Source organism: Rossellomorea orangium, assembly GCF_019334305.1.
Lineage (GTDB): Bacteria > Bacillota > Bacilli > Bacillales > Bacillaceae_B > Rossellomorea.
This window is the reverse complement of record NZ_JAHWGH010000001.1, coordinates 169989-194883: the sequence shown is the minus strand read 5'-3', so window position 1 is coordinate 194883 and position 24895 is coordinate 169989. Positions and strand designations below refer to the sequence as shown.

The window sequence follows — 24895 nt, the reverse complement described above, 5'->3', positions numbered from 1 at the left end:
GTGAAGGGAACTGCGTAGACTCCTACGGAAAACGGGCGTGCCGAGACCCCGGAAGCGGTTTTTGCTGAGGAGGCTCGGCCGAACGTCCGTGGAAAGCGAAGCAGTTCCCTTCACCCTCCTGCACCACACCCTATATGACAGAGCATTCGCAAACCTTCGTCTGAATATGAATAGCAACACTCTTTGCGAAAACAGCCTTTACAAAAAAACGAAAGAAGGATGATCATATGAACCCATCAACCGTACTCGTAACCGGTGGAACAGGCTTCGTTGCCTCATGGCTCGTGAAAGACCTCCTTGAACAGGGTCATGACGTAAGAACGACCGTCCGCAGCCTGCAAAAAGAAGAAAAATACCAGCATCTGAAAGACATTGAAACTGCCACTCCCGGGACCTTGACCATTTACGAAGCCGACTTGCTTAAGGAAGGGAGCTTCGATCAAGCCGTCGATGGCTCGGAGTACGTCTTCCACACAGCCTCTCCCTTCTTGATCAACGGCATCAAAGATCCTGAAACAGAACTCATGGAACCGGCGAAAAAAGGAACTCAAAACGTATTAACATCAGTGAATAAGGCAGAGTCCGTCAAGCGTGTAGTCCTGACCAGCAGCGTCGTCGCCATCTTTGGTGACCATATTGATATGAAGGGCAAGCCTCATTTCTCAGAAGACGATTGGAATACGACGAGCTCAACGGAACACCAGCCTTACAATTACTCAAAGACCGTAGCGGAAAAAGAAGCGTGGAAGATGATGGAAGCTCAGGACCGCTGGGATCTTGTCACCATCAATCCTTCCTTCGTCATGGGGCCGGCACTCACCAAACGGACGGATTCCACGAGCACGTCTACGATTCTATCGTTTCTGACCGGCGGATTTAAGACAGGGGTGCCGGATCTCGCAACCGGAGTCGTCGATGTGCGGGACATCGCGAAAGCCCATATGCTCGCAGCCTTCACACCGGAAGCGAAAGGACGCTACATCCTATCAGGCGGTGAAATCACGTTCATCGAAATCGCAAAGCTGATTGCAAAGAACTTCCCTAATGAGTATCCACTCCCGACCAGGGTGGTTCCGAAGCCCCTCATCTGGCTGATTGCACCTACAGTTGGACTTACAAGACCGTATGTGAGCAAAAACGTCGGACACCCTGTAAAATTCGATACCAAGAAAAGTATCGCGGATCTTGGAATGACGTACAGAAGTCTCGAAACAACATTCACCGATCAAGTGAACCAAATGAAACGGGACGGTCTTATCAAAAAATAGCCCCTCGGAAAGAACCCCTGCTTCCATGAAGTGGGGGCTTTTTGCCGAAATGATATAAAAAAGGAGAATTCGCCGCAGTGATGGGCGAGTTTCTATATTGGACCATCGTGATCGTTGAAATAAGATGTCTTGCCCTTTATAGAAGAGCCAGCATAAGTAAAATAGGCGGAAAATCTCCGGTTATACTTAGAACGGAACTCGTTTTGAGGTTAAATAAGCGGAGAAATTCCGCTTATGCACAGAAAAATCCCCCATTTTACTATTTTTCGAAGCAATAGGCGGAATCTCTCCGGCTATTTCGGTCATTATTAAAAATGAATTACTATTTACCGGAATTTTTCCGTCTATTTATCCGCGCTTATGCTTAACCTGATTGCCTAACTGAAAAGGCCCTTCTTACTATCTATTAAAATAAAACATAAATCCGCTTACATCCCCTCCAAAAAATGAAAACTCACCCTGTTCCATTGCAATTTCCCCCAATACTTCTTATACTTAATTAGTTAGAAGGAAGGGCCGTCCATTTGAGGGACGGACCTATCACTTGATCGGACCCTAAAAAGAAAAGGATGTGAGTGGTTTGACGGCAAAAGCGGATTCTACACCTGTCAAAGTTCACTTGAAAACCAAGATCACAATAGGAGAGGAAAGTGACTCTTTTGAATTGGTATCATTTGGTCGATACTATGAAAAAGGGGATGCCATTTTTCTAAAGTACGATGAGGTGCAGGAGGAAGGGACCACTCATACGATTGTCAAAGTCACAGATCGACAGGCCCTCATCCTCAGGAGCGGAGCAGTCAAAATGAGAATGGCCTTCAACGAACTCGAGGAGCAGAACGGCTCCTACGAAAGTCAGCTTGGCACCCTTTTACTGACAACCAAAACAAAAACACTTTCACATACACAGAGTGACTCGACGCTTGAAGGGGATTTCAATCTTTCATACGAGTTAAAGATGCAGGACAGCCCGGTTGGGGATTATGTTATGTCCATTCACTATAAGGAGGAAGCATAGGGATATGAATATCGTCGAAAAAGTACAAGAAAACCTGAAAGCCGAAATCAAAGCAGCGGTTCTGAAAGCGGGACTCGCAACAGAGGAGCAGATCCCCGATGTGATCCTTGAAACACCGAAGGAAAAGTCACACGGTGATTATTCAACGAATATGGCCATGCAGCTTGCACGCGTTGCGAAGAAAGCTCCGCGCATGATCGCTGATGACATCGTCGCAAACTTTGACCAGTCCAAAGCTTCCATCGAGAAAATGGAGATCGCAGGACCTGGATTCATCAATTTCTACATGAACAACGAGTACTTAACAGACTTGATTCCTTTGATTCTCGATCAGGATCAGGAATACGGTCAATCAGATGCTGGAAATGGTGAGAGAGTGAACGTCGAGTTCGTTTCTGCCAACCCTACTGGTGACCTTCACCTCGGCCATGCACGTGGCGCCGCGGTTGGTGATTCCCTATGTAACGTCCTTGAAAAAGCAGGTTATAAGGTAACTCGTGAATACTACATCAATGATGCCGGTAATCAGATCCACAACTTGGCGATTTCCGTTGAAGCCCGTTATTTCCAAGCGCTGGGACAAGACAAAGCGATGCCTGAAGACGGGTATCACGGACAGGACATCATCGAAATCGGGAAGAAGCTGGCGGAAGAATTCGGTTCTAAATATGCAGAAGTAAGCGATGAAGAACGCTACAAGTTTTTCCGTGAGTACGGCCTGAAGATTGAAATGGCGAAGCTTCAAAAGGATCTTGAAATGTTCCGTGTACCATTCAACGTCTGGTACTCTGAAACATCCCTATATGAAAACGGCAAGATCGACGCTGCGCTGAAGACTTTGAGAGACAACGGTCACGTTTACGAAGAGGACGGTGCAACCTGGTTCCGTTCGACTGAACTTGGTGACGACAAGAACCGTGTTCTGATTAAGAACGACGGCACGTACACATATCTGACTCCGGATATTTCCTATCATCAGGATAAATTCGAGCGCGGACATGATGTACTCATCAATATTTGGGGTGCGGACCATCACGGGTACATCCCTCGTATGAAAGCGGCCATCGAAGCTCTTGGCTTTGACCGTGACAAGCTGGAAGTCGAAGTGATTCAACTCGTTCATCTTTACAAAAATGGTGAAAAGATGAAGATGAGTAAGCGTACAGGAAAAGCTGTTACGTTACGTGAGCTAGTGGAAGAGGTCGGTCTTGATGCAGTCCGTTATTTCTTCGCCATGAGAAGTGCCGACACGCATATGGACTTTGACCTTGATTTAGCCGTATCACAATCCAACGAAAATCCTGTGTACTACGCTCAATACGCCCACGCGCGTATTTGCAGTATTCTGCGTCAAGCAGAAGAACAGGGACTCTCTTCTGAAGACAAGATCGACTTAAAGCTGATCGGTACGGAAAAAGAAGTCGACCTACTGAAAAAACTGGGTGAATTCCCACAAATGATCGCTGATGCGGCTGAGAAACGCACGCCTCACCGCGTAGCGAACTATATCAACGACCTGGCATCCGCTTTCCACAGCTTCTACAATGCCAACAAAGTACTTGATGAAGAAAATCGTGAGCTGACAACAGCTCGTCTCGCTTTAGTGAAAGTGGTACGTGTTACGTTGCAAAATGCTCTTGCTTTAATCGGTGTAGCAGCTCCGGAAAAAATGTAAAGTCCATTTTAAAGGTCCGTCCCTCAGAGGGGGTGGACCTTTTTTTCTTATATTTCTCACGGTTTAACGTATAATAATGGTAGATGAATGTAGGAGGAGAATGGTATGAAGACGGTCGTTTTAGCTATAGTAACGGGATTTTTGGTCGGGTTTATCTTTGCTCTGTTCAAGCTACCGATACCGGCACCGCCCGCACTTGCCGGAATTGCGGGAATCGTGGGCATCTACCTTGGATTCAAAGCCTTTATGGCGATTCAGCCCTGGATCGAATCCGTGTTCAAGTAAATCGTACATACGCGACCAAACAAAAAAAGACGGACACCACGTGCCCATCTTTTTTTTACGTCCACTCAAGCGTCCCCCCGCCGATCCTTTTCACCCCACGAATGGAGGAGAGGTCTTCGATCAGTTTCAGCATCGCCAGATCCTTAGCTTTAGCTTCGATCATAAAGTCCACGTCCTGATCGAGGCTCTTCAGCGTCTTAAAGAATCCCTCCACAAATCCGGGATCGACCAAGTCAGCATGTGAACGGAAAGCCTTTTCCGATTTAGGGGAGGAAATATGTATTTTCGGCACTAAGTCTCTTCTGTCCCATGTGGCAAAAATACGTTCCAGTTGATCTTCAAGTGGCTCTTCACCCGGATTCGCCTCATGATGATGAATGTCGAGGACCATGGGGATGTCCTCTTTTTCACATACACTCAACGTTTCGTTGACCGTATACGTCTTGTCGTCGTTTTCCAACGTCATGATGTCCTTCACATCAAGGGGGAGACTCTTCAAGTTTTCATGAAAACGGACCAATGTCGCTTCCTTATCCCCATAGCTTCCACCGATATGGATGTTGATGACGGAATCCTTTTCGATTCCCATATACTCAAGCATCCGGTAATGGTACACCATATCCTTCACGGCATTGTCCGTCACATGCTCCTTGGGACTTGTGAACAAGGTGAACTGGTTCGGATGGAAGCTTGACCTGATCCCGAATTTCTTGATCAGATCCCCAAGCTCCTTCCATTCACTTTTAAAAGGGGAGTAGAAATCCCATTCCACTTCCGGATGGGTGGCAAGGGGGACGAGGGAGCTCGATAATCGGTACAGTTTAATTTCATGAGCAGCGCACAGATAGAGGATGCGTTTCGTATGCTCCAGGTTTAACGCCGTCACTTCCTTCAGGCGATCCATGCGCTCGTTCTCAGGTAACTCTGTATATCTCTTGTAGGTCATGGTTTTGGCCGGGCTTGCATCCCATAAAGAGAGGGAGTTTGCCACGAACCCTAAACGGACTTTCATGAGTCATCCCCCTAAAGTAAGATTGAAATGGCTGAACCGATGCGTTCTTTTACACGGGTGAGCATGGAGACGGAAGAGAGATCGCTTTCGCTCAATGGATCAGAAGCTTCCATGTCTTTAGCCATTTCCTTTTTCAGTGTCTGAATGAATCCTTTGTCATAAATCAAATTATTAATTTCAAAATTGATGAAAAAGCTTCTTTTATCAAAATTTGCCGTTCCGATATCGCAGAAATGATCATCGACAACCATCACTTTCGCATGATAAAAGCCGTCCATGAATTGATACACTTGTGCTCCTTTTGCAAGAAGAGGCCTGAAATAAGGAAAGGCCGCTTCCTTCACCAGCATATGATCGGCATTATTCGGTATGATGATCCTGACGGTGACACCCCTGTCCAATGCACCCATGAGGGCATCCATCAATTGGGGGGTGGGGATGAAGTACGGTGTTCCGATGATGATCTCATCTTGTGCCTCATCGATGAATTTCCCAAAGAAGTCTTCGATATTGATGCCTTCTGTAGGGAAGATCTGATGCTGAATACTACCTTTTTCAGCAGGAGGGAAGTACGTCGCTTCATCCTTCAGATCCTTCCTCGTTGCACGGAACCAGTCAATACAGAATTCTGTCTGGAGATCGTGGACCCCTTCGCCCTTTAAGCGGAGATGATAATCCCTCCAGGGAGAAAGTTCAGGTTTATCATTTTCATCGATGTATTCCTTCCCGATATTGTAGCCACCTATATAACCGATCGTACCATCAATGACGGTGATCTTCCGGTGATTACGCTGTTGGGAGGAAAAGAACAGGTAAGGAAGCTTCACTCTTCGGCAGAAATCCACTTCCACACCCGCATCCCGAAGGTCCTTCACCTTTGATTTAGGGACGTTATGACTCCCGATCTGATCCATCAGAAGACGAACTTCTATCCCTTCTCGTGCTTTTCCTTTCAGTAATTCCATGAACCTCAGGGCAAAATGGTCATCCTGGACGATATAAAATAAAACATGAATAGAAGACCTTGCTTCTCTCATCTCTTTAAACATTTGATCGAAAAGCTCGGGTCCCCTTGAAAACAATTGGATATCACTCATTCGTTTCTCATAATCTCTTCTTGTCCGCGTGCGGATAAAATGACTTCTTCCCAATCGGAAATCAATCATCATCCATCCGATGACAGCGGCAAGGATCAACAGCAGAATCAACCACCACATAGAATCACTCTCTCATTTGCATTGTCTTTAGTATGTCCTTAATTTTATGTACATTGCATTCTTTCTTCTTTTCCCATTTACCCGTTCTTTTGAAACCTGTGGGGGGATAAATAGTCCTGTTTCTTTTGGGAAAATGAATATCCGTTCATGAAAAGGTTTTCATTTTTATTCGTAAAAACCATTGACTGAATGCTCATTCATAATATAATGGAGATATGAACTATTCAGAATATTAATTTGGTTTGTAAAAGTTTGAACAAAGGGGATGTTCATTTCAGACCAAAGAAGGGGGAGTGTTTGTCTATGAATGGGTTACTCATTCTCAATTGGGTCGCATTTATCCTTGTGACCGTTTATGCACTGAGTCTGTTTGTGTATGTAGTAAAGACGAGAATTGAATATATTAAGCTCGGGAAGAAAGTGGAGTTCGACAAACGATTCAAAGAGCGATTCCAGAAGATCCTGGTCAATGTCTTCGGACAGAAGAAGCTTCTGAAGGATAAGAAAAGTGGAGCGATCCACGTCATGTTCTTCTATGGTTTCATCCTTGTCCAATTCGGGGCAATCGACTTTATCTGGAAAGGGCTGGCACCTGGTAGCCATCTGCCTCTTGGACCTTTATACCCTGGATTCACGTTCTTCCAGGAGATCGTCACACTGATGATCCTCGTCGCGGTTGTCTGGGCTTTCCATCGCCGCTATGTGGAAAAGTTGGTCCGATTAAAAAGAGGATTCAAGTCAGGACTCGTCCTATTGTTCATCGGTGGATTAATGCTTTCCGTCCTTGTCGGGAACGGAATGGGCCTCATCTGGCATGGAGAAGAACTGGCCTGGACTGAGCCTATAGCGTCACTGATAGCAGGAGCACTTGGAGCAATCGGAGAAACGGCTTCCATCGCCATTTTCTATATTGCCTGGTGGATTCATTTACTATTCTTATTGGCATTCCTTGTGTATGTGCCACAGTCAAAGCACGCACATTTAATTGCAGGACCTGCCAATGTTTATTTCAATCGTTTAGACAACCCTGGGAAGCTGAAGCCCATCGACTTTGAAGATGAGTCAGCCGAAAGCTTCGGGGTAGGAAAAATAGAAGAATTTACACAACATCAAATGATCGATTTCTATGCATGTGTGGAATGTGGTCGTTGTACGAATATGTGTCCGGCAACAGGGACAGGGAAAATGCTTTCCCCGATGGACCTGATCGTAAAATTACGTGATAACCTGACGAATTACGGAGCCGTCGTGACACAGAAAAAGCCTTGGGTGCCTACATTTGCTTTCAATGGCACAAAAGGGAACCAATTAGCTATGGCAAGTGCCACTCAAGCGGCTGAAGAAGCAGCTGCAGGAGCTACGTACAGTCCAAGCCTGATCGGTGATGTCATCACGGAAGAAGAAATCTGGGCATGTACAACATGCCGTAACTGTGAAGACCAATGTCCGGTCATGAACGAACACGTCGATAAAATCATCGACCTTCGCCGCTACCTCGTTCTGACAGAAGGAAAGATGGATGCAGACGCACAGCGCGCCATGCAAAACATCGAGCGCCAGGGGAATCCTTGGGGTCTGAACCGTAAAGAACGTGAAAACTGGCGTGAAGCAAGAGAAGACGTCACGATTCCTACAGTGAAAGAAATGAAAAAAGCCGGAGAAGACTTTGAATTCCTATTCTGGGTCGGATCCATGGGTTCATTCGATAACCGAAGCCAAAAGATCGCTCTATCCTTTGCCAAGCTGATGAATGAAGCGGGAGTGAAGTTCGCGATCCTTGGAAATAAGGAAAAGAACTCCGGAGATACACCGCGCCGCCTTGGAAATGAATTCTTATTCCAGGAGCTTGCCGGACAGAACATCGCCGAATTTGAAAAGCATGAGATCAAGAAGATTGTCACGATCGATCCGCATGCTTATAACATTTTCAAAAATGAGTATCCGGACTTTGGTCTGGAAGCAGAGGTCTATCACCATACAGAACTTCTGCACCAGCTTGTACAGGAAGGCCGCCTGAAACCGCAATACGAAGTGAACGAAACGATCACCTTCCACGATTCTTGTTACCTTGGTCGTTACAACGAAGTATACGATCCACCGCGTGAAATCCTGAAATCGATTTCCGGCGTGAAATTGGTCGAGATCGAGCGTAACCGTGAAAAAGGCATGTGCTGTGGTGCAGGTGGAGGACTCATGTGGATGGAGGAAGATGCAGGTCACCGCGTCAACGTTTCCCGTACCGAACAGGCACTGGCTGTCAATCCATCGGTCATCAGCTCAGGCTGTCCATACTGCCTGACCATGCTATCAGATGGTACGAAAGCAAAAGAAGTTGAAGAAACAGTGTCGACTCTCGATGTCGCAGAAATCCTGGAAAAAGCCGTTTGTGGTAATCAAAACGATCAGCCGGCAGCTTCATAAAAAGAATATTATCATTACAATAATGAATTAGACACACATTCAGGAGTGAAACAAAATAGTCTCTATTGCGTTTCGCTCCTATTGTTTTTCTACAATAATATATTTGATGGAAAAATAAAAACTTTCTAAAAAATCAATGCGTTCAGGCTGAATTTGAAGTACAATAAAGGTATATTGGGGACAGAAATTGTCCCTTCTCTTGTGGAGAATAGTTGAGCGAGCGTTCAGTCGAGAGTCGTTCAAAATTTTTTAAAGTCAATTGAAAGCGTATACAATTTGTCGAATGAAACTCATATAAAGGAGAGCGATGGAGATGGGAAAAACGGTTATTTTAGATGGAGCTAGAACACCTTTTGGTAAATTCGGGGGAAGCCTCAGCAGTTTCACAGCTTCAGAGCTTGGCGGATTCGCTGTGAAGGAAGCCTTGAAACGAGCCGGCGTAAGCGGGGAAGATGTTGAAGAAGTCATCCTGGGATCGGTTTTGCAAGGCGGGCAGGGGCAAATCCCTTCACGTCAAGCCTCACGCCATGCGGGATTGCCGTGGAATGTCAAAACGGAAACGATCAACAAAGTATGTGCATCCGGAATGCGGAGCGTCACGCTTGGTGATCAGATCATCCGTGCTGGCGACGGTGAAGTGATCGTGGCAGGCGGCATGGAATCCATGTCCAATGCCCCTTATATCCTTCCGAAAGCCCGCTGGGGATTCAAGATGGGAGACTCACAGGTGAAAGACCTGATGGTTCACGACGGATTGACTTGCAGCTTCAATAACGTCCACATGGGCACGTACGGAAATGAAACAGCGAAGGAATTCGAACTATCAAGGGAAGAGCAGGATCAATGGTCACTCAGAAGCCACGAGCGGGCAGTGAAAGCGACGGAAGAAGGCGTACTCGGTGAGGAAATCGTCGCCGTTGAGGTGCCGCAACGCAAGGGAGATCCGGTTGTCGTCGATAAAGATGAAGCACCACGGAAGGAAACGTCCATCGAAGCACTGGCCAAATTAGGCCCGGTCTTTGGTTCAGAGGGCACCATCACGGCAGGAAACGCGCCAGGAGTAAACGACGGGGCGGCTGCCATGGTGCTGATGAGTGAAGAAAGAGCAGCGAAAGAAGGCAAGCAGCCGTTAGCGACGATCCTTGGCCACACTGCCATCGCTGTTGAAGCGAAAGACTTCCCGCAAACACCGGGTCTTGTCATCAACGAGCTTCTGAAGAAAACAGGAAAATCACTGGAAGAAGTCGATCTGTTTGAAATCAACGAGGCGTTCGCAGCGGTTGCATTGACCAGCGGAAAAATTGCAGGATTGGATCCTGAAAAAGTGAACGTAAATGGTGGAGCGGTTGCCCTCGGTCATCCGATCGGAGCAAGTGGGGCGCGTATCATCCTGACACTGGCATATGAACTGAAACGCCGCGGTGGCGGAGTCGGGATTGCCTCGATCTGTAGCGGAGGCGGTCAAGGGGATGCGATTATGATTGAGGTGGCGAAGCAGTAGGGGATGGTTGTACCTGGTACAGATGGGGTTGATTGTACCTGGTACATAATGGCTGTTTTGTACCAGGTACATCATGGTCTCGTTGTACCTGGTACACACATAGGTTCAGCTGCTGAATTTCCGCTGAAAATCAGCTGCTGATCCATCCAAAACCAAACCAACTGGATTACCAGTCTTATAGATTACAAAGGGGAGAACAATATGAACATCAAAAACGTAATGGTCATCGGCGCAGGCCAAATGGGCTCCGGGATCGCCCAAGTATGTGCTCAAGCCGGATTCCATGTATACCTGAACGATTTAAAAGAAGAATTTGTCCAAAAGGGAATGGGCGTCATCACAAAGAATCTGACGCGCTCCGTTGAAAAAGGGAGAATGTCTGAAGAAGACAAGACAGCTACGTTGAACCGCCTGACGTCTTCAACGGATATCCACGATGCCAAACAAGTGGACCTTGTCATCGAAGCGGCAGTTGAAAATATGGACATCAAGACGAAAATCTTTGCTCAATTGGATGAAATCACTCCTGAGCATACGATTCTAGCTTCTAATACATCGTCACTGCCGATTACAGAAATCGCTGCAGCGACGAAACGTCCGAAGCAGGTGATCGGCATGCACTTCATGAACCCGGTTCCGGTCATGAAGCTCGTTGAGATCATCCGTGGACTGGCGACGACGGATGAAGTGTATCAGGCGATTGAAGACATGACGAAATCACTCAATAAAGTACCGGTGGAAGTGGAGGATTTCCCTGGATTCGTTTCAAACCGGATCCTGATGCCGATGATCAATGAAGCGATCTTTACTCTGTATGAAGGGGTGGCAAGTAAAGAAGCGATTGATGAAGTGATGAAGCTCGGTATGAATCACCCGATGGGACCTCTGACGTTAGCAGACTTCATCGGACTGGACACATGCCTGTACATCATGGAAACCCTGCACGAAGGCTTCGGGGATGATAAATACCGCCCGTGTCCGCTGCTTAGAAAATATGTGAAAGCCGGTTGGCTCGGTAAGAAAACAGGGCGCGGCTTCTATTCGTACGAATAACGAACATCGGGGAGGAAACAGTCATGGAGTTACGATTCACGGAAGAACAGCAGATGATGAGAAAGATGGTCCGGGACTTTGCCGAAACAGAGATCCAGCCGTTCATCGAGAAAATGGAAGAGGGAGAATTCCCGAGAGAGATTTTAAATAAAATGGCTGAGCTTGGTTTGATGGGGATCACGATCCCGGAGAAATACGGCGGTTCGGAGATGGACTTCACATCGTATATCATTGCGATCCACGAGCTGTCAAAAGTAAGCGCAACCATCGGGGTCATCTTGTCCGTTCATACGTCTGTAGGGACCAATCCGATCCTTTATTTCGGAAACGAGGAGCAGAAGCAAAAGTACCTTCCGAAGCTTGCATCGGGTGAGTATTTAGGTGCTTTCTGTCTGACGGAACCGAGCGCCGGATCCGATGCGAAGAGCCTGAAATCCCGTGCTGAGAAACGTGGGGATCATTATGTGGTGAACGGATCGAAAGTCTTCATCACGAATGGTGGAGAAGCGGATACGTATATCGTTTTTGCCACAACGGACCCCACGAAAGGAAGCCGGGGCGTATCTGCCTTCATCGTAGAGAAAGACACACCGGGTCTTGTGATCGGGAAAGACGAACATAAAATGGGTCTTCACGGTTCCCGGACCGTTCAGTTGACCTTTGAAGATATGAAAGTGCCTGCTGAAAACCTTCTCGGTGAAGAAGGGGAGGGCTTCAAAATCGCCATGGCGAATCTTGATGTCGGCCGGATCGGTATCGCCGCTCAGGCCCTTGGAATCGCTGAAGCAGCTTTTGATTATTCAACGGCTTATGCCAAAGAGCGGGTGCAATTCGGCAAGCCGATCGCAGCCCAGCAGGGAATCGGCTTTAAGCTTGCCGATATGGCGACGGCAGTTGAAGGCTCGAAGCTACTTGTGTACCGTGCGGCTAATCTCCGCTCAAACAACATCTCCTGCGGGAAAGAAGCAAGTATGGCCAAACTGTTTGCTTCGAAAACGGCCGTGGAAGTGTCGACGGAAGCGATTCAGGTGTATGGCGGATATGGCTACACGAAGGAGTATCCTGTTGAGCGCCTGTTCCGGGATGCGAAGGTGACGGAGATTTACGAGGGAACGAGCGAGATTCAGCGGATGGTAATTGGGAAGAATCTGTTGGTTTAATCAGTCGGGGTGTCGGAGTGAATACATTCAGGCGCCTATAGTGTGAGGTTTCATGGCTGGCGGCTTTAGGGTGCCAGCACCGGTTTGCAGATGATAAGAGGAGGAACTTGAGATGAATTTTAAATTGTCCGAAGAGCATGAAATGATACGTAAGATGGTCCGTGATTTTGCACGGAACGAGGTGGCGCCGACTGCTGCTGAGCGTGATGAGGAAGAGCGCTTTGATATGGATTTATTCAAGAAGATGGCTGAGCTTGGGCTGACGGGGATTCCTTGGCCGGAAGAGTACGGCGGGATCGGCAGTGACTATCTGGCGTACTGTATCGCTGTTGAAGAGTTATCAAGGGTGTGTGCGTCAACGGGTGTAACCCTTTCTGCTCATACTTCATTAGCCGGCTGGCCGGTATACAAATTCGGTACGGAAGAACAGAAGCAGAAGTATCTCCGTCCGATGGCACAGGGCGAGAAGATCGGTGCATATGGGCTGACGGAGCCGGGTTCGGGATCTGACGCTGGCGGAATGAAGACGACAGCTCGTTTAGAAGGAGATCACTACGTATTGAACGGGTCTAAAATTTTCATCACAAATGGTGGAATCGCGGATACGTATATCGTATTTGCTTTGACAGATCCTTCACAGCGCCAGCGTGGAACGAGTGCGTTCATCGTAGAGGCAGACTTTGAAGGGTTCTCTGTCGGGAAAAAAGAGAAAAAGCTCGGGATCCGTTCATCGCCAACGACTGAAATCGTCTTTGAAGATTGTAAAGTACCGAAAGAAAACATGCTTGGCAAGGAAGGCGACGGCTTTAAGATTGCCATGATGACTCTTGACGGCGGCCGTAATGGAATTGCCGCTCAAGCTGTCGGGATTGCACAAGGGGCCCTTGATGCGTCTGTCGACTATGCCAAAGAGCGTGAGCAGTTCGGCAAGCCGATTGCAGTGAATCAGGGGATTTCATTCAAGATCGCCGATATGGCGACATCCATCGAGGCTTCCCGTCTATTAACCTATCAAGCTGCGTGGTTGGAGTCAGAAGGGCTTCCATACGGAAAAGAATCGGCGATGTCGAAGCTGATGGCAGGGGATACAGCGATGAAAGTGACAACAGAAGCGGTTCAGATTTTTGGTGGATACGGCTATACGAAGGATTATCCTGTGGAGCGCTATATGCGTGACGCGAAGATCACCCAGATTTATGAGGGGACGCAGGAGATTCAGAGATTGGTTATTTCGCGGATGGTGACGAAGTAAGGGTTGCCGGGATTTTTTTTAGAAGGGGATTACCCGGTTCGTCCTAACGCGTGTCAGGCACCCGATAGGGTTGTTGGATGTTTCGTGGCGTAAAGGGGTTACTGACATCGCTTGCTGCTTAAGGGTGCCAGACCCGGTATGTGCTGGTATAGAGATAGAGTTCTGACTGCTTTGTTGGGGGATGAAGCAGTCAGCAGGGGTCAATGGGAGAAACGGAATATAAAGGCGGTCGATTGTTTTGAATAAGAAGAGGGAAGTTCATGCTTCGGTTAAGGATGAGCGTTTGGTGGAAAAGCGGCGTGATCAGATGATTCGTGGGGCCGTCTCTCTGTTTAAACAAAAGGGGTTTCATCGCACCACGACCAGAGAGATCGCAAAGGCCGCCGGTTTTAGTATCGGAACGCTGTATGAATATATACGAACAAAGGAAGATGTCCTGTATTTAGTGTGTGACAGCATTTATGAACAGGTTCGATTGGAGCTTGAGGAACTGGACGTCGGCAAAGGGACGATTGAGAGCTTGAGGCTCGGCATCGCCCACTATTTCAAGGTGATGGACCGGATGCAGGATGAAGTGCTTGTCATGTATCAGGAAGCGAAGTCCCTGTCAAAGGATGCTTTACCTTATGTGCTTCGCAAGGAACTTGAAATGGTCGGGATGGTGGAAGACCTGATCAAAGGCTGCGTGGAAAGCGGAAAGCTTGAGCTTGATGAAAATCAGTGCCATATGCTGGCTCAAAATGTATTTGTCCAGGGACAGATGTGGGGATTCCGTCGCTGGGCGATGCAGAAACGATTCACACTTGAGGAATATATCGATCTTCAAATCGAGCTGCTGTTTGCAGGAATCATCGGATTTGAAAAACAAGGGAGAACAGGGGGAGTAATATGAGCACGGTTGAGATTTATAAACCAAAGCACCATGTACGTTTTGTCACGGCATCGAGCCTGTTTGACGGACATGATGCGTCGATCAACATAATGCGTCGGATTATCCAGGCAAGTGGGGCAGAAGTGATCCACTTGGGACATAACCGTTCTGTAGAAGAAGTCGTCAATGCTGCTATTCAAGAAGATGTTCAGGGGATTGCGATTTCATCCTACCAGGGCGGTCACGTCGAATACTTCAAATATATGTACGACCTTTTAAACGAAAGAGGGGCATCCCACATCCGCATTTATGGCGGAGGCGGTGGGGTCATCATCCCTCGTGAAATCAAGGAACTCCATGAATACGGAATTGCCCGCATTTTCTCACCGGAAGACGGACGTACGCAGGGTCTTCAGGGCATGATCAATAAAATGATCGAGGAGTGTGACTTCCCGACTATCAAAGGAAGCGTCAATCAAGAAGTTGAAAAGCTTGCGACTGGAAATGTGAACACGGTGTCGAAGCTGATCTCACTTGCCGAGTACCAAGTCGGGGCCAATGAAGAAGTGGCGGCTACAGCCCAGACCGTTTTTTCGGAAATCAAGAATTTAGCGAAAAAAGCACCTGTATTAGGGATCACCGGAACGGGTGGAGCAGGGAAGAGTTCTCTGACGGATGAGTTGATCCGCCGATTTATTAACGAACTTCCGGAAAAGAAAATCGCGATCCTGTCCATCGATCCAACGAAGCAAAAAACAGGCGGAGCCCTGTTAGGTGACCGGATCCGCATGAATGCGATCTTCAATCCACGTGTGTATATGAGAAGTCTTGCTACACGTGGATCAAAGACGGAGCTCTCACTTGCCATCAAAGACGCAATCAATGTCGTGAAAGCGGCAGGGTATGATCTGATCGTCGTTGAAACGAGCGGGATCGGGCAGGGGGATGCGGAAATCGCTGAAATCTGTGATATGTCTATGTACGTCATGACAAGTGAATTCGGTGCGCCGTCCCAGCTTGAGAAAATCGATATGATCGATTATGCAGACCTGATCGTTATCAATAAATTTGAGCGCAAAGGTTCAGAGGATGCGAGACGCCAGGTGCAGAAGCAGTACCAGCGCAGTCATATGCTGTTTGATAAAGATCTTGATGACATGCCTGTATACGGAACGATCGCCAGCCAGTTCAACGATCCTGGAACGAATGCCCTTTTCGCGGCGATGATCGAAACAGTGAACAATAAAATGGAGCTGGATTGGAAAACGAGTTTCTCCAAAGATGTGGATGTTGAAAAGCAAAATGTCATCATTCCAAACAACCGCCGTTACTATCTGCGCGAAATTGCCGAAACGGTTCGCAATTATCATAAAAAAGCCGAAGAGCAGGTAAACCTGGCCCGCCGATTATTCCAGCTTGAAGGCGCCATCGAAGCAGTCAACGAGAAAGAAACGAATGACGGGGTCGTCACATCCCTTCAAACACTGAAAGAAGAAATCGAAAATAAATTGACGGCTGAATCCAAACAAATTTTACAAAAATGGGATTCTCTAAAAGAGACCTACAGCAAGGATCAGTTCGTCACGAAGATCCGTGATAAAGAGATTGTCACTGAATTAAAGACAAAAAGCTTATCCGGTCTCGATATCCCGAAAGTATCCCTTCCGAAATACAAAGACTACGGTCAGATTCTGGATTGGGTATATAAAGAGAATGTGCCTGGCTCATTCCCTTACACAGCTGGAGTGTTTCCTTTTAAACGAAAAGGAGAAGATCCGAAGCGTCAGTTTGCCGGGGAAGGAACGCCTGAACGGACGAATCGCCGTTTCCACTATCTATCCAAAGATGATGATGCGAAACGCCTGAGTACGGCCTTTGACTCTGTAACATTATACGGTGAAGATCCAGATCACCGTCCGGACATTTACGGGAAAGTCGGGGAGAGCGGCGTGAGCATCTGTACGCTTGAGGATATGAAGAAGCTGTATGCAGGCTTTGATCTGTGTGCGCCGTCAACGTCGGTTTCCATGACGATCAACGGTCCGGCACCGATCATCCTTGCCATGTATATGAACACAGCCATCGATCAGCAGATCCGCATGAAGGAAGAAGAGCTTGGCCGTGTACTCACAGTCGAAGAATATGTGGAAGTGAAGGAACAGACGCTGCAAGTCGTCCGTGGAACGGTTCAGGCCGATATTTTAAAAGAAGATCAGGGACAAAACACGTGTATCTTCACAACTGAATTCGCCCTCCGCATGATGGGGGACATCCAGCAGTACTTCATCGATCATAAGGTGAGAAACTATTATTCTGTATCGATTTCGGGCTACCATATCGCCGAAGCGGGGGCAAATCCGATTTCTCAGCTTGCCTTCACACTGGCGAACGGTTTCACCTACGTGGAATACTATCTGAGCCGCGGGATGGATATCAACGCCTTTGCACCAAACTTATCATTCTTCTTCTCAAACGGTCTCGATCCCGAGTATACGGTGATCGGACGCGTGGCCCGTCGCATCTGGTCAACGGTGATGAGAGATAAATACGGTGCCAACGAACGCAGTCAGAAGCTGAAATATCATATCCAGACATCCGGTCGTTCCCTGCATGCACAGGAGATTGATTTCAACGATATCCGTACGACGCTTCAAGCATTGATGGCCCTGCAGGATAACTGTAACTCCCTGCATACAAACGCCTATGATGAAGCCATTACGACACCTACGGAAGAATCTGTCCGCCGTGCCATGGCAATCCAGATGATCATCACGAAAGAACATGGATTATCCAAAAATGAAAATCCGCTTCAAGGTTCGTTCATTGCAGAAGAGCTAACAGATCTTGTGGAGGAAATGGTCCTCACAGAATTCGATCGCTTAAATGACCGCGGAGGCGTACTCGGATCAATGGAAACCCAGTATCAACGCGGGAAGATCCAAGAGGAATCCATGTACTACGAAATGAAAAAGCACTCCGGTGAACTTCCGATCGTAGGAGTGAACACGTACCTGAATCCAAATCCACCTTCAGAAGAAGACATGGACAGCATGGAACTGGCACGTGCAACAAAAGAAGAAAAAGAAACACAAATTGATAATCTCCGAGACTTCCAATCACAGCACAAAGATAAAACCGAAGAAGCCCTCACACGCTTAAAGCAGGCAGCCGTCGGCGGAGGCAACATCTTCGAAGAACTCATGGAAACCGTGAAAGTCGCAAGCCTCGGACAAATCACACGCGCCCTCTACGAAGTAGGCGGACAGTATAGACGTAATATGTAACAAAGAATAAAGAAATGAGACTACTGTGGGGGTGCAGTGGTCTCTTTTTTCACAGTGAACATTCTATAAAGGGATGATCAGGCATAGTCTTAACGATGGGGGAAATTCTTTTTTACTAATAGCTAATTGTTGAGTAATATACTAAGTTGATTGGAGCGGAAGGTGCTCGACTCCTGCGGGAATAGCGGGAAAGTTGAGACCCCGCAGGCAAAGCCGAGGAGGCTCAACTCACGCCCCGCGGAAAGCGAGCATCCTGGAGCGGAAATCAACAGCGCCTATCTAAAGAATAAATTCACCTGACAAGTTTAAAAACCCGCCAAACCGTCTATCCTTTATACGAACTCAACCAATTTTTAACATGAACGTAATAGTTATAGGGTAAGATTTCCTATATAATAAAATTGTCAGAAATGTGAACGAAAAAGACGATACATACGTTTGGATGTGAGACTGTGAAGGCCATTTTACGTTACATATTATTGATCCTCACCCTGTACGCCGCCATCCTTTTATACCAGATTCAACTGGGGGCCATCCCTTTTTTCCTGCTGTCTTTCTATTTATTCTATGAAGCGTTCCGGACGATCAGGAGCGGTAAGAGAGAAGAAAAATGGGGGAATGGCAGACCTTCTTGAAATCAGGTGTGAAAAAAATGTGGTAAAAACCAGATATGTCTGGCATAAAGTGATTTATATTGTTTATAATGATGAATATGGTTAAAATTGATAATGGAGAATTTTTGCCCTTTTTTACTCTACTTAGTAGAGTGTGAAATAGAGAAAGGAAGTGCGTAAAGTGAGTCTTAAGCAATTATCCAAAGAAGAATTGCGTCAAACATCATTCATTGAGCTGGCACATGAAATTTTAGTAGAAAAGAAGCAAGCAATGGCATTTGAAGAGGTAGTAAAGGAAATCAAAGGTTTGCTTGAAATCTCTGATAAAGAAGTAAAGAGTCGTCTACTTCAATTCTATACTGACTTAAATATTGATGGTCGTTTCATTGCCATGGGCGATAACCGCTGGGGATTACGAGAATGGTATCCGGTTGATCAAATCGAAGAAGAAACCGTTCCTACGATGAAATCCAGCAAAAAGAAAAAAGCGAAGAAGAAAGACGAAGATCTGGATCTGGATGATTTCGATGATCTGGACGATGAAGATCTCGATTATGATGATCTGGATGATTCAGACGATGACGATGATTTGACAGATGACGACGATGACGATATCGATGTGGACGATGCAGACGAAGATCTGGACATCGATGAAGACGAAGAAGAACTTGAAATCGATGAATTCGATGACGTTGATGACGAAGACGAAGAAGATGAAGAAGATCTGGATGAAGAGGAAGAGAAGTAATCCCTCCGAATCTTAAAGCCTCCACCAGGTTCATTGCCTTTTGGGGGCTTTTTGTTTCCATCGAAATGATTGAAAATTCGGTCCTCATTCTATGCTTGACTTCTCCTCTCTAGGAAGGTAGTATTTTATTTGGGCTCCCTAAAAAGGGACAGATAACGTATATCACGCTCCCCTTACATGATTGTAAGTGGGGCGTTTTTTGTTTTTATAAGAAGAATGCTTTGACGTGAACGAGCGAATCTATCTTTTAAAGACCCCTTACATTTTTACGCATCTTGATAATAAGAGGCTGTCTTTTAGCTGGTTTATGCAGATGGATTTATTTTAGGAGAATGGACTTGTCCTTCTTTGAACAAGATAAATTCATGACATGACTACATAAGAGACACCCTCTACTTTTTTTGAAACAAACTTATTTTGAAGGGGGACATATACATGACTAAGTATATTTTCGTAACAGGCGGCGTAGTGTCGTCACTAGGGAAAGGGATCACAGCAGCGTCCCTTGGAAGACTATTGAAAAATCGTGGAGTGAGCGTCACGATCCAGAAGTTCGATCCATACATCAACGTGGATCCGGGGACAATGAGCCCATATCAGCACGGTGAAGTATTCGTAACCGATGACGGTGCAGAAACAGATCTTGACTTAGGTCACTATGAGCGTTTCGTTGACATCAATCTGACGAAATACAGCTCTGTCACTACGGGTAAAATCTACTCAACTGTACTGAAAAAAGAGCGCCGCGGTGATTATCTTGGTGGAACCGTGCAGGTCATTCCTCACATCACAAACGAAATCAAAGAGCGCGTATACCGTGCCGGCCGCGAAACGAATTCTGATGTCGTCATCACGGAAATCGGTGGAACGGTAGGGGATATCGAATCTCTTCCATTCCTTGAAGCGATCCGCCAAATCAAGAGCGATGTCGGCCGTGACAACGTGATGTACATTCACTGTACACTCGTTCCTTACATCAAGGCAGCCGGTGAAATGAAAACAAAACCGACTCAGCACAGCGTCAAAGAGCTTCGCAGCCTTGGTATCCAACCAAATGTCATCGTCGTGCGAACTGAAATGCCGATGACGCAGGACATGAAAGACAAAATCGCGTTATTCTGTGATATCGATAAAAATGCTGTTATCGAAGCAATGGATGCAGATACATTATACTCTGTACCACTTGCCCTTCAGGACCAGAAGCTTGATGAGATTACATGTCAGCATTTGAAGCTCGATTGCCACGAAGCAGATATGACCGAGTGGAACGAACTGGTTGACCGCGTGAAAAACTTATCCCGCAAAACAACGATCGCCCTTGTCGGGAAATATGTTGAACTGCAGGATGCCTATATTTCTGTCGTGGAAGCCCTTCGTCATGCAGGGTACCAATTCGACAGCGACATCGAAGTGAGATGGTTGAACTCGGAGCTTGTCGACAACGGAAATGTAGCAGAAAAACTGGCAGGCGTAGATGGAATCCTCGTACCGGGTGGATTCGGTGACCGCGGTGTGGAAGGGAAAATTTCCGCGACGCAATATGCACGTGAGAACAAGATTCCTTTCCTTGGGATCTGCCTTGGTATGCAACTTGCATCCGTAGAATATGCGCGCAATGTCCTTGGACTTGAAGGTGCACACTCTGCTGAGCTGAATCCAGAAACGCCGTATCCAGTCATCGACCTGTTACCGGAACAAAAAGACATCGAAGACCTTGGTGGAACACTTCGTCTCGGCCTGTATCCTTGTAAGCTGACAAAAGGCTCAAAAGCCTATACGGCCTACGATGGGGAAGTCGTGTACGAGCGTCACCGTCACCGCTTCGAATTCAATAATCACTACCGTGAGCAAATGGAAAAAGCCGGCTTCATCTTCTCAGGCACAAGCCCTGATGGCCGTCTTGTGGAAATCATCGAGCTGAGCGACCACCCTTGGTTCGTCGCGTCTCAATTCCACCCGGAGTTCACATCACGCCCGACACGTCCGCAGCCTCTATTCAGAGACTTCGTGGAAGCGTCACTTGCGTATGGTGGGAAATAAGATATCTTTGGAAGAGCTCTCCCTGTGTGGGAGGGCTTTTTTTTGTGAGTTGGAGCGCGTGGATTGGGTTTATCGACCGTTTTAGGGATATATCAGTCTTTCTATAATCTTCTGGAAATTTCGCGAGGTTCTAATCTAAATACTCTTGATAAACGAGTAGAAGTAAAATAAGCGGAGTTTTTCCGGTTATATTCAGAATATATCTTTTTTGGGGATAAATAAGCGGAGATTTTCCGACTACGCACAGAAAATTCCAGCATTTTTGTATATATAGAGACAATAGGCGGAATTTTTCCTTCTATTTCGGCTTTTTTACTATATACATTACGAAATAAGCGGAATTATTCCGCCTATTTATCAACTCTAGTGCTTAACCTGATCTCTCAACCATCTTGTACTGTCATCATCTATTCATTGTCCATTCTAATCATCACGTCAATTAGTATGTTCAAAAAAGACGTATAAAAAGGAGCCCTCCTCCACCGAGAAAGGGCTCAAACCATCTACTCCTCATACTCCTCCAACATCTCACGAATCACAAATCCCAGTGCAAAATAAAGATAAAGGGCGGCCATGCTCGAAGGGAAGCTCACGCGCTCGCCGATTTCATCCCCTGGAAGCATCCCTTTAATCAGTTTGGTATCCAGGTGAATGTCCGCAAAATCCAATAAGCTCTCTTCTCCTTCGACGACACCGGACACAGCAACGAAGGGAACACCTTCAGCAGAAAGCTTCTTACCGAGTGCCAAGGCTTCCTCATCTGTTGAATAGCGGGAAACGATCAGCACGCGATCAGCTTCAGTCAGTTCAACAGAAGCATCATATCGTTTCGCGGAAGGGAGAGGCTCTGCGCCATACAAAGCTTCTGCCGTGACGGCTTCCATTTCCCCATATCCTTTCATATAGATGTGCCCCTGTCCGATGGCAGCTTGAGCGAGCAGTCGCGCTCCGTCTTCAATTTCAAATTCCTGCTTATCATAAATCCGTTTAAACAGTCCCGTTAACTGTGTGGTGAACATTTTAATCATAGAATTCGGTCTCCTTCACTATTCTTCTTCGACATTTTTCATCATAACGCTTATTATAAAGGGAAAAAGGTCTCAAGCAAAATCTTGAGATTAAGAAGGGTTTTTACAATAAAAAGAGAATAAGTAATAAATATACAATCATTTACTGTCGGATTACATAACGATCATAATGTGAAGGGGACTGGGACGTATGAATGAGAAGATTCTAATTGTAGACGATCAATTTGGTATAAGGATACTATTGAATGAAGTGTTACAAAAGGAAGGGTACCAAACATTTCAGGCAGCGAACGGCATCCAGGCTCTTGAAATCGTAGATAATCACTCCCCTGATTTGGTTTTACTCGATATGAAAATTCCTGGAATGGATGGAATTGAAATCCTGAAACGGATGAAGCAGAAAGATGCGGATATTCGTGTCATTATCATGACTGCATACGGGGAACTCGACATGATTCAAGAAGCGAAAGACTTGGGAGCGCTTACTCATTTTGCGAAGCCTTTTGATATTGATGATATCAGAAAAGCCGTCAAGCAATATATTCCAGCTTGATCCCTTTGTGTGAATAGTGAAAATAGTAGTATTTTTAACATTTCGCCTCTTCAGTTGGTAAAATCAATTCTGTTTTGGTATGATACAAGTGAAATTGTAAACAATGTCACAAGGTGCTATAAATAACACCGCCATTTCTACCAAAATGGTTTACTGACTGAATAAAAGGAGGAAATAACCATGCCTTTAGTTTCAATGAAAGACATGCTTATTCAAGCAAAAGAAAAAAGCTATGCAGTAGGTCAATTCAACCTGAATAACCTTGAGTTCACTCAAGCGATCCTGCAAGCGGCAGAAGAAGAAAAATCACCTGTCATCCTTGGTGTATCTGAAGGTGCGGCGCGTTACATGAGCGGCTTCAAAACAGTTGTGAAAATGGTTGAAGGTCTTATGGAAGACCTGAACATCACTGTACCTGTTGCGATCCACCTTGACCACGGTTCAAGCTATGACAAATGTAAAGAAGCAATCGATGCAGGTTTCACATCTGTAATGATCGACGCTTCTCACGGTCCTTTCGAAGAGAACATCGAAATCACTTCTAAAGTGGTTGAGTATGCTCACTCTAAAGGCGTTTCTGTTGAAGCTGAGCTTGGAACAGTCGGTGGACAGGAAGATGACGTAGTGGCAGACGGCGTTATTTATGCAGATCCTAAAGAGTGTCAGGAATTGGTTGAGCGCACTGGCATCGACACACTTGCACCTGCACTTGGTTCTGTTCACGGTCCTTACAAAGGTGAACCAAACCTTGGATTCAAAGAAATGGAAGAAATCGGAGCTGCGACTGGAGTACCTCTAGTACTTCACGGCGGAACTGGAATCCCTACAAAAGATATCCAAAAAGCGATTTCTTACGGAACAGCTAAAATCAACGTAAACACAGAAAACCAAATTGCTTCTGCTAAAGCGGTACGCGAAGTACTTGCAGCTGATACAGAAGTATATGATCCACGTAAATACATGGGGCCGGCTCGTGAAGCGATCAAAGCGACAGTTGCTGGTAAAATGCGCGAATTCGGTTCTTCTAACCAGGCGTAATGAAGGTAATGTTTGGAAAAGGCGTCTGATTTAGATTAGACCCGTTCCAATCGTGGTAGAAATAGAATGATGCAGTAGGATGGGACTGGCACCAGGAGAGGGTTGATACCTTTTTGGGTCAGTCCCTTCCGTTCATTAAAGATGATTGAAAATTTTGTCGAAAAGGGGTAGTAGGATTATGAAGTTTTTCATCGATACAGCAAACATGAGTGAAATCAAAGAAGCATTTGAATGGGGTATTCTATCAGGAGTGACAACGAATCCGTCCCTTGTCGCGAAAGAGAAGGACGTAACATTTGAAGATCGATTAAAAGAAATTACAGACTTAGTCCCTGGTTCTGTCAGCGCTGAAGTCATCGCGACAGATGCTGAAGGCATGATCAAAGAAGGCAGGGAACTCGCGAAAATCGCTCCAAACATCACGGTGAAGCTTCCAATGACACCAGACGGCCTTAAAGCGACATCTACTTTTGCTAAAGAAGGGATCAAGACAAATGTCACGCTGATTTTCAGTGCGAATCAGGCGCTTTTAGCCGCTCGTGCCGGAGCGACGTATGTTTCGCCTTTTTTAGGAAGATTAGATGATATTGGTCATGATGGTCTAGAACTTGTATCCAAGATTGCTGAAATCTTCGCAATTCACGGCCTTGAAACAGAAATCATCGCGGCTTCGACCCGTCACCCGCAGCATATTACAGAAGCGGCACTAAGAGGGGCTCACATTGCAACCGTTCCTCTAAAAGTATTGAAGCAATTATTCCAGCATCCACTGACGGATAAAGGAATTGATGCCTTCCTGAATGATTGGAACAACCGCTGATATTAGGTCAATCGGTCTAAAAGAAAAAAATTCGATT

20 protein-coding genes are annotated in these 24895 nt (G+C 46.3%); 17 read left to right on the top strand and 3 right to left on the bottom strand.

Annotation, left to right across the window (positions count from 1 at the left end):
* The first annotated feature begins 227 nt into the window (after window positions 1-227).
* From KYJ26_RS00935 to KYJ26_RS00920, 4 genes are all read left to right on the top strand, one after another.
* A complete protein-coding gene (locus tag KYJ26_RS00935) occupies window positions 228-1268 on the top strand; it encodes an SDR family oxidoreductase (RefSeq protein WP_219165496.1) in 1041 nt (346 codons plus the stop codon).
* Window positions 1269-1848: 580 nt separating this feature from the next.
* On the top strand, window positions 1849-2286 hold the full coding sequence (locus KYJ26_RS00930) for a YwiB family protein (RefSeq protein ID WP_257474816.1): 438 nt from the start codon (window positions 1849-1851) through the stop codon (window positions 2284-2286).
* Between the two features lie 4 nt (window positions 2287-2290).
* Window positions 2291-3961: an arginine--tRNA ligase gene (gene argS, locus KYJ26_RS00925; RefSeq protein ID WP_219165494.1), complete on the top strand. Its 1671-nt coding sequence runs from the start codon at window positions 2291-2293 to the stop codon at window positions 3959-3961.
* 105 nt (window positions 3962-4066) lie between these two features.
* Entirely contained in the window at window positions 4067-4246 is a 180-nt protein-coding gene (locus KYJ26_RS00920; protein WP_032086963.1) for a XapX domain-containing protein, read from the top strand.
* A 55-nt stretch (window positions 4247-4301) separates the two neighbouring features.
* On the opposite strand, the gene uvsE is transcribed toward KYJ26_RS00920, so the two are convergent.
* Window positions 4302-5258: a UV DNA damage repair endonuclease UvsE gene (uvsE, locus tag KYJ26_RS00915; RefSeq protein WP_219165493.1), complete on the bottom strand. Its 957-nt coding sequence runs from the start codon at window positions 5256-5258 to the stop codon at window positions 4302-4304.
* A gap of 11 nt (window positions 5259-5269) precedes the next feature.
* Window positions 5270-6475 carry a cardiolipin synthase gene (gene cls / locus KYJ26_RS00910; protein WP_219165492.1) on the bottom strand — a complete coding sequence of 402 codons (1206 nt, stop codon included), beginning with the start codon at window positions 6473-6475 and terminating at the stop codon, window positions 5270-5272.
* Window positions 6476-6778: 303 nt separating this feature from the next.
* Here cls and KYJ26_RS00905 point away from each other — a divergent pair, with 303 nt between their 5' ends.
* From KYJ26_RS00905 to KYJ26_RS00860, 10 genes are all read left to right on the top strand, one after another.
* The gene (locus KYJ26_RS00905; protein ID WP_219165491.1) at window positions 6779-8896 is read left to right on the top strand and encodes a 4Fe-4S dicluster domain-containing protein; all 2118 of its coding nucleotides are present in this window, start codon (window positions 6779-6781) and stop codon (window positions 8894-8896) included.
* Window positions 8897-9209: 313 nt separating this feature from the next.
* A complete protein-coding gene (locus KYJ26_RS00900) occupies window positions 9210-10397 on the top strand; it encodes an acetyl-CoA C-acetyltransferase (RefSeq protein WP_219165490.1) in 1188 nt (395 codons plus the stop codon).
* Window positions 10398-10598: 201 nt separating this feature from the next.
* Entirely contained in the window at window positions 10599-11450 is an 852-nt protein-coding gene (locus tag KYJ26_RS00895) for a 3-hydroxybutyryl-CoA dehydrogenase (RefSeq protein WP_219165489.1), read from the top strand.
* Between the two features lie 23 nt (window positions 11451-11473).
* Window positions 11474-12610, top strand: a complete 1137-nt coding sequence (locus tag KYJ26_RS00890; RefSeq protein WP_219165488.1) for an acyl-CoA dehydrogenase — start codon at window positions 11474-11476, stop codon at window positions 12608-12610.
* A gap of 112 nt (window positions 12611-12722) precedes the next feature.
* The gene (locus tag KYJ26_RS00885; RefSeq protein ID WP_219165487.1) at window positions 12723-13862 is read left to right on the top strand and encodes an acyl-CoA dehydrogenase; all 1140 of its coding nucleotides are present in this window, start codon (window positions 12723-12725) and stop codon (window positions 13860-13862) included.
* A gap of 238 nt (window positions 13863-14100) precedes the next feature.
* The gene (locus KYJ26_RS00880; RefSeq protein WP_034765087.1) at window positions 14101-14754 is read left to right on the top strand and encodes a TetR/AcrR family transcriptional regulator; all 654 of its coding nucleotides are present in this window, start codon (window positions 14101-14103) and stop codon (window positions 14752-14754) included.
* On the top strand, window positions 14751-18017 hold the full coding sequence (icmF, locus tag KYJ26_RS00875; protein WP_219165486.1) for a fused isobutyryl-CoA mutase/GTPase IcmF: 3267 nt from the start codon (window positions 14751-14753) through the stop codon (window positions 18015-18017). Before KYJ26_RS00880 ends, icmF begins: the two co-directional genes overlap by 4 nt.
* A 452-nt stretch (window positions 18018-18469) precedes the next feature.
* The gene (locus KYJ26_RS00870) at window positions 18470-18652 is read left to right on the top strand and encodes a hypothetical protein (RefSeq protein WP_219165485.1); all 183 of its coding nucleotides are present in this window, start codon (window positions 18470-18472) and stop codon (window positions 18650-18652) included.
* 160 nt (window positions 18653-18812) lie between these two features.
* Entirely contained in the window at window positions 18813-19379 is a 567-nt protein-coding gene (gene rpoE / locus KYJ26_RS00865) for a DNA-directed RNA polymerase subunit delta (protein WP_219165484.1), read from the top strand.
* Window positions 19380-19814: 435 nt separating this feature from the next.
* On the top strand, window positions 19815-21419 hold the full coding sequence (locus KYJ26_RS00860; RefSeq protein WP_219165483.1) for a CTP synthase: 1605 nt from the start codon (window positions 19815-19817) through the stop codon (window positions 21417-21419).
* 503 nt (window positions 21420-21922) lie between these two features.
* Here the strand turns inward: KYJ26_RS00860 and KYJ26_RS00855 are convergent.
* A complete protein-coding gene (locus tag KYJ26_RS00855) occupies window positions 21923-22447 on the bottom strand; it encodes a DUF2529 domain-containing protein (protein ID WP_219165482.1) in 525 nt (174 codons plus the stop codon).
* Window positions 22448-22637: 190 nt separating this feature from the next.
* On the opposite strand from KYJ26_RS00855, the gene KYJ26_RS00850 reads away from it, so the two are divergent.
* The 3 genes from KYJ26_RS00850 to fsa all read left to right on the top strand — a co-directional run bounded on the left by KYJ26_RS00850 (window position 22638) and on the right by fsa (window position 24858).
* Window positions 22638-23000, top strand: a complete 363-nt coding sequence (locus tag KYJ26_RS00850) for a response regulator (RefSeq protein ID WP_206858194.1) — start codon at window positions 22638-22640, stop codon at window positions 22998-23000.
* A 180-nt stretch (window positions 23001-23180) separates the two neighbouring features.
* The gene (gene fdaB / locus KYJ26_RS00845; RefSeq protein ID WP_098351487.1) at window positions 23181-24038 is read left to right on the top strand and encodes a class IIb fructose-bisphosphate aldolase FdaB; all 858 of its coding nucleotides are present in this window, start codon (window positions 23181-23183) and stop codon (window positions 24036-24038) included.
* Between the two features lie 178 nt (window positions 24039-24216).
* Window positions 24217-24858: a fructose-6-phosphate aldolase gene (gene fsa, locus KYJ26_RS00840; RefSeq protein WP_219165481.1), complete on the top strand. Its 642-nt coding sequence runs from the start codon at window positions 24217-24219 to the stop codon at window positions 24856-24858.
* The last annotated feature ends 37 nt before the right edge of the window (window positions 24859-24895 follow it).